This window comes from Pleurocapsa sp. CCALA 161, assembly GCF_003003995.1.
Taxonomy (GTDB): Bacteria; Cyanobacteriota; Cyanobacteriia; order Cyanobacteriales; family Xenococcaceae; genus Waterburya.
In genome coordinates this window covers 93,357-99,356 of sequence record NZ_PVWF01000005.1, presented here as the reverse complement: position 1 = coordinate 99,356, position 6,000 = coordinate 93,357, and the positions used below count along the sequence as shown (strand labels likewise).

Below are 6,000 nucleotides of genomic sequence, written 5' to 3'. Positions count from 1 at the left end.
GCACTAAAGGAGATAAAAGATAGTGATTCGCTTTTACATAGCCCCTGTCGACCTAGCCACTGGGAAACAGCGATCGCTGAATAGGGAAGATATTCTCTAGGTAATACCAAATAATCTTGTTTAACCCTTTCTTGTATACCTTGAATAAACTGCTCAGTTAGTTCAGGCGAATGAATTCCAGGACAAATGATTAGCATGGCTTAAAGGAGTTTTCAATCTTTCAAGACGCGCGATTTAAAGCTGAAATAAGCGCCTGTTGTCCTACGGTTTGGTATACCTGAGTTAAATATTGCTGTACTGCATTGGCATCTTCAGTAGCCAGAGGCATCGCGCCCAAAATATCCAAGAGAGTTTTTTGTTCCATTGGTGGCACGATCGCCACTAAACTAGACTCTAATGGTTCATTATATTGCCAGAAACCTTTTGGTTCTGCACTAATATCTTGAGGGAGAGCTAAATTGAGCTGGGCAAGACCTGTTGTTGGGGTATTTTTTAGGTGCTTTTGGGCTTTTTGACTACGAATCTGCCTTAAACGTTCAATAATTTGATTTTTAGTGCGTCCTCTTAGTTGGAAAATAATAAAGGGGTCTTCACTAAAGCGATCGCCTAACTGATAATATACCGCTGCGATATGTTTACAGGGATTAGCCTGATCGGGACAGCTACAGCGAGAGCGCACTTCGTTCAGGGTAAAGGGAAACAGGCTTAAACCACTAGCCGTAAAGACAGCTTCAATGCTTTCGGGCATTTCTCCCGCTAACAGTTGTGCCGAAAAGATCGCTTTTTCCGACATTTTGGTGATAACAAAATTCCAGTCTTCATTACTAAAAGAGTCTAAAGACAGGGAGACTTTATAAGGCTGGTTGTCACTCCCCTGCACTTCTGCTTTAGCTCTAGAGTTGGCAAATTCCATGCTGAGGACATTTCCTTCTCTAGCGTAGCTGCGACCTCTTTCCAAGCGTTTTTTAAAGCGATAAGACGCTAATAAATCTAACCATCGCTCTACCCACCATTTTTGTTTTTCTACTTCAAAGTTAGTCATTTTTTTTAGCTGTTAGCTGTTAGCTATTAGCTTCTTGCTCAATAACCTTAACGGGGGAAACCCCCACAACGGTTTTTCGCGCTGTTAGCTAGATTTAATTGAAAGAGCCTAATTCCTAACCTTGTAAAAGGTTTCTAGGCTATCGCGATCGCCGACAAAACGCCAGTGCCAGGGTTCATAACTCACTCCCTGGATATTATCAGGCGGAAAAGACATTTCAAAACTATATTTTAAAGCATTTTGCTGAAGCCAGCCAAATGCAGCAGTCTTGGCAAAGTCTTTTTCTAAATTGGTTGCAGGAGCGTTACCATCACCAAGATCTATGGCATAACCCGTATGGTGTTCGCTATATCCTGGCGGCGCGCTAACTTCAGCTCTTTTCGTGGCATCCTGTATTCGCTGTTCTTTGACCCCAAAAAATAGCTGTTCTTGAGTTTTGAGATCGCGAAAGGCAGAAATCAAGGTCAAGCTTACACCATCAGCTTTAGCAGCAGCCTGCATTGCTCGAAATTTACTAGCAGCAGCGGGGCGCATTTTTAAGCTACTGTTAGCCATTACAGGGACTAGTGCTGATTCGGAGGCAACGTCATAAGGTAAATGCCCCAAGAGATTGCCTTGTTCCTTGTTTGGTGCAGGGGTGGGTTTGGGTTTAGGTTTGGGTTTAGTCTGAGGGAGGGGTTCAGCCGTTGGGGCATCGACTACAGTTGGGGTTGGTTGTGACGCAGGTAAGAATATACGCACGAAAATAAAGCCAATAATGCCGAGCAATACTACACCAACAGCTAACAACGGCAGAGGTAATCCAGATTTTTTGGGTATTTCTCGGTGTTCTCTAATTGCCTCTGGAATTTCAAATTCTTCCATGATTCAGTCATCAACTAGTATAAATTTGCTAATTATTGATTTTTTGTGCCACATTGTCTTGTTGGGCAGCCATACATACAGCTTGGGCTACGGCTGGTGCTACCCTGCCATCGAATACTGAGGGAATAATATGCTCACGATCTAAATCGGCATCATCTACCAAATTGGCGATCGCTTTTGCTGCTTCCAGGTACATGTTGGTAGTAATTGCCGAGGCTCGACAATCTAATGCTCCACGAAAAACTCCAGGAAAGGCTAACACATTATTGATTTGATTGGGGTAGTCGCTACGCCCTGTCGCCATCACCGCCACGCTATCATAGATTAGTTCAGGCTGAATTTCAGGAATTGGATTAGCCATGGCAAAGACAATCGGCTGTTGTGCCATATTCTGAACCATTTCAGGCGTAACAACTCCTGGCGCACTAACTCCTAAAAAAACATCGGCATCTTGCATGGCATCGGCTAAATTGCCAGTTTCGGCAAGGGCAAATTGCTGTTTACTCTCGTTTAAATCGTCTCGTTGATTTGAGATAATTCCTTTTGAATCACAAATCACAATTTTATTGACTCCTGCCTTGCGTAACAACAAAGCGATCGCAATTCCTGCTGCCCCTGCACCATTAATGACAATTTTAACCTGATTTAGCTCTTTACCAATTAATTTAAGCGCATTATATAGTGCTGCTAAGACGACAATTGCTGTGCCGTGCTGATCGTCATGAAAAACAGGAATATCTAGTTCTTGGCGTAATCGCTGTTCAATTTCAAAACAGCGTGGGGCAGCAATATCTTCTAAATTAATGCCGCCAAATACAGGGGCAATTTCTTTGACTACCTTGATAATTTCTTCTGTATCCTGAGTATTAAGGGCAATGGGAAAAGCATCAATCCCCGCAAATTCTTTAAACAGCAACGCCTTCCCTTCCATGACTGGTAAAGAAGCTGCTGCGCCCAAATTACCCAAGCCTAGTACGGCGCTACCATCGGTGACAACTGCCACGGTATTACTTTTGATGGTTAGCTCATAGACACGTTCTGGAGCTTCGGCGATCGCCCGACAGATCCTACCCACTCCTGGAGTATATGCCATTGCCAGATCAGATTGAGAATGAAGCGGGAGTTTGCTTTCAACGCTAATTTTGCCCCCCTGGTGAACTGCAAAAGTGCGATCGCTATAGCTAATTACCTTCACGCGAGGCAAGCTTTTAATCGCTTCAATAATTTTATCTCCCTGTTCAGTACTAGAGGCATCAACCATTAATTCTCGCTGAGTAAACTTGAGGTTGTGCTGTAACAGAACAATATCGCCTAAACTACCGCCATGATTAGCAATCGTACTCATAATTGAGGCTAATGCACCAGGACGATTAGGAATTTCCAACTCAATTTTTAAGCTAAAGCTAGCACTGGGATTTAAATCTACCATTGTTTATCTATTTTGCGGGATTGACTATTGTAAAACGTTTCGTACTTGATAAACCGCTGTATCTGGGCAAAATAGTACTTTATGTCTGAACATTTTAGGTAGTAGATTTTGCCAACAGAACTCGATAGACAGGGAGATTTTGTCCCAGTACGTATAATTCTCGTTCCGTAGCAACATTTAACGGATTAGTCTCTAGCCAATCTGGATGCTGTTGAATTAAATTTGAATTGGCTGCAAAGCGATCGCGCATTTCTACCGCTACTTCTTTAATATCTGACTGCAAGAAAATTTCTCCTCCCGATCCTAAATAATCTACCAGCAGGGTAACTAATTCTGGCTGAACCACACGGCGTTTGTTGTGCTTTTTTTTGAACCAAGGATCGGGAAACTGGATCGAGATAGTTTTGAGCCTATTCTCAGGTAAAGATTCTAAGAGTATTTTGGCTGAACTATTCATGTTGCCAAATAGATAGTGCAAATTAGTTAAACCCAAGTGATCTCGTTCTTGATTAGCCAAATCTACTAGCTGTCTGCGGATTTCTATCCCTAGGTAATTAACTTCAGGATTTTGCTGTGCCAGATTCAAGAGAAACCTACCTCGCCCACAGCCAATATCTAGATGAATCGGGCGAGCGCCTGTCTGGTATATCTCCTGCCAATCTGGTATGGCAATAGGTGACTGGAACTTACGTGCTAGAGGATTAACATGCTGTCGAATACGAATAGGCATAGTAAAGAAATATCAAGCACAATTAAATCAATTTAAGACTCTTGGGCAGCTATAGCAATTACTGTACCGCTAAAGTCATAAATATTGCCCTGTAGCTGAATTGATGAGCCTATTTTAATCTTCTTACTGCCACTCAAAACATAACCCGTGTTAGTAATTTCAGCTTTGCTACCCAAGGTAATGAGCAAATCCCTCACCATAGTTATTTCGGGACGAGGATCGTTGAGCGCCTTCACTGTACCGTCTGGTTGGGGAACAACAGTGGTGCGGGGCAATATTTTACTTTCTAAAATGGTGACTTTTCCCGCAGGCTGATTGCGAATCACAATATCTGCCTGTTTTTCGTTTTTGAATGCTTGGGCTAAAACATCATAGTTAGCAATACTTAATCCTCTAACCAGCACTTGGACTTCGATTGGTTTTTGTTTGGTTTGAGCTATCAAATTACCCGTCAGGGGTGTACCTGGAAAAAAGAAAACACCGACAACAACCAACAAAATTACACAGGCAGCCGCTAAGTCAAGTAGGCTTAACTTGCCGAATAGTCTTCCTTTGGAGTCAATAATTTTCATAATTAGCTGTCGAAATTTCGCTGTCCTGAATTATTTGCGTTTATATTATGTCACTAGTTATCTGTTTTTTAGGCGATTGGTTAATCTGAGAGGAACTAAATTCTCTCTAGTAGACGTGGGCATAAATTAAGTAACAAGTAGCTTGTCAATACGAAGAAACAAGTTTTTTTTTAAAGTTGTTTGGACTTTAGCAAAGAAAGATAACTTAATTTTGCTAGATAATTAAATTCTTTTCTAAGATTTAAGCATCAATAATGCCCAGCAAGATTGCTCGTTGTCAAGATCACTAGTAGTTAATTAAAGCAGCATCATTATGATTCAATCAACTAAAAGTAATAATCAAAACTTACTAGAAATACTGGTGTCAATTGCCTGGATTGATGGCGAAATTCAACCCGCAGAACAGGAATTTTTAGCCAAGATTGCTACAGAACAAAATTTGGATTCGACAATAGAGTTACAACAACTGCTGACACAACATCAAAATTCTTCTCTAGAAAAATGTTATCAGCTTTTAGAACAGTATTTGGGTACAAATCCTACCTCCGCAGATTATGAACATCTCTTCAACGCAGTCAGTCAATTGGTTTATAGCGATGATGATATTGCCACTGAAGAAGCATCTTTATTGACCAAGATTCAAACTTTAGACCCAAGTAATTTAAAAACTCATTCTGTACTCGATCAGGTAATTGCTCAAATTCGCAAAGTATATCAAGCAGGGGTAAATAAGAACTAAACCTTTCGGCGTTGCTGAATCTAAGTATGATTCTATAGAAAAAAAGCGATCGCGAAGCGTGCTAGGCATAGCAACAATTGAAGATAAAGCGATCGCGTCACATCGAATCATCTATCCAACCACACTCAGGATAATCATAGTGAATGATGCGATCGCCTCGATTCATCTAATCATAATCAACTTTCTTTCTTAATGCCTTTAGTTGACTTCGTTTGGTTTTATTATCTAAACGTTTTCTCTTTGCTCTTTTGCTTGGTTTAGTCACAAATCGCTTCTTCTTGGGGATTGATACACTTTTAATTAAGTTTTTAAGTCGTATTAAGGCATCTTCTTTATTTTGATGCTGAGTGCGAAACTGTTGGGCTTTGATAGAGATTACACCGTTGGTTGAGATTCTCGAATCGCTCAGTTTCAATAGCTTTTCTTTATAAGAATCAGGAAGTGACGACGCTAAAATATCAAAACGTAAATGTATGGCAGTGGCTACTTTATTCACATTTTGACCACCCGCTCCAGTTGAACGTACAGCTTTTATATCGATTTCATGGCTGGGAATATTAACTTGTTCGGAAATTTTCAACATCAATTTTGTTACGGATAACCAATAACAATCTTAATGCTCTC

Annotated in this window: 7 protein-coding genes and 1 pseudogene; 1 reads left to right on the top strand and 7 read right to left on the bottom strand. The window is 40.9% G+C overall.

Annotated features, from left to right (window positions below; translation table 11 throughout):
- The 6 genes and pseudogenes from C7B62_RS25305 to C7B62_RS02625 form a co-directional block, all read right to left on the bottom strand.
- A pseudogene (locus C7B62_RS25305) lies at positions 1–197 on the bottom strand (hypothetical protein); the annotation flags it as partial.
- A gap of 23 nt (positions 198–220) precedes the next feature.
- The gene (locus C7B62_RS02645) at positions 221–1,042 is read right to left on the bottom strand and encodes an SWIM zinc finger family protein (protein ID WP_106233057.1); all 822 of its coding nucleotides are present in this window, start codon (positions 1,040–1,042) and stop codon (positions 221–223) included.
- A gap of 108 nt (positions 1,043–1,150) precedes the next feature.
- Positions 1,151–1,906, bottom strand: a complete 756-nt coding sequence (locus C7B62_RS02640) for a D-alanyl-D-alanine carboxypeptidase family protein (RefSeq protein ID WP_106233056.1) — start codon at positions 1,904–1,906, stop codon at positions 1,151–1,153.
- 28 nt (positions 1,907–1,934) lie between these two features.
- Positions 1,935–3,335 (bottom strand): NAD-dependent malic enzyme, encoded by a 1,401-nt coding sequence (locus C7B62_RS02635; RefSeq protein ID WP_106233055.1) that lies wholly within the window; start codon positions 3,333–3,335, stop codon positions 1,935–1,937.
- A gap of 94 nt (positions 3,336–3,429) precedes the next feature.
- Positions 3,430–4,065, bottom strand: a complete 636-nt coding sequence (gene trmB / locus C7B62_RS02630) for a tRNA (guanosine(46)-N7)-methyltransferase TrmB (RefSeq protein ID WP_106233054.1) — start codon at positions 4,063–4,065, stop codon at positions 3,430–3,432.
- A 32-nt stretch (positions 4,066–4,097) separates the two neighbouring features.
- A complete protein-coding gene (locus C7B62_RS02625) occupies positions 4,098–4,637 on the bottom strand; it encodes a DUF4330 domain-containing protein (RefSeq protein WP_106233053.1) in 540 nt (179 codons plus the stop codon).
- 313 nt (positions 4,638–4,950) lie between these two features.
- On the opposite strand from C7B62_RS02625, the gene C7B62_RS02620 reads away from it, so the two are divergent.
- A complete protein-coding gene (locus C7B62_RS02620) occupies positions 4,951–5,376 on the top strand; it encodes a TerB family tellurite resistance protein (protein WP_106233052.1) in 426 nt (141 codons plus the stop codon).
- 166 nt (positions 5,377–5,542) lie between these two features.
- Here C7B62_RS02620 and arfB read toward each other — a convergent pair whose 3' ends face one another.
- Entirely contained in the window at positions 5,543–5,959 is a 417-nt protein-coding gene (gene arfB, locus C7B62_RS02615) for an alternative ribosome rescue aminoacyl-tRNA hydrolase ArfB (RefSeq protein ID WP_106233051.1), read from the bottom strand.
- Positions 5,960–6,000: the final 41 nt, after the last annotated feature.

Excerpts from the sequence above, each read along its gene's own strand:
- C7B62_RS02645 (WP_106233057.1), bottom strand. The coding sequence starts at position 1,042 with ATGACTAACTTTGAAGTAGAAAAACAAAAATGGTGGGTAGAGCGATGG.
- C7B62_RS02640 (WP_106233056.1), bottom strand. The coding sequence starts at position 1,906 with ATGGAAGAATTTGAAATTCCAGAGGCAATTAGAGAACACCGAGAAATA.
- C7B62_RS02635 (WP_106233055.1), bottom strand. The coding sequence starts at position 3,335 with ATGGTAGATTTAAATCCCAGTGCTAGCTTTAGCTTAAAAATTGAGTTG.
- trmB (WP_106233054.1), bottom strand. The coding sequence starts at position 4,065 with ATGCCTATTCGTATTCGACAGCATGTTAATCCTCTAGCACGTAAGTTC.
- C7B62_RS02625 (WP_106233053.1), bottom strand. The coding sequence starts at position 4,637 with ATGAAAATTATTGACTCCAAAGGAAGACTATTCGGCAAGTTAAGCCTA.
- C7B62_RS02620 (WP_106233052.1), top strand. The coding sequence starts at position 4,951 with ATGATTCAATCAACTAAAAGTAATAATCAAAACTTACTAGAAATACTG.
- arfB (WP_106233051.1), bottom strand. The coding sequence starts at position 5,959 with ATGTTGAAAATTTCCGAACAAGTTAATATTCCCAGCCATGAAATCGAT.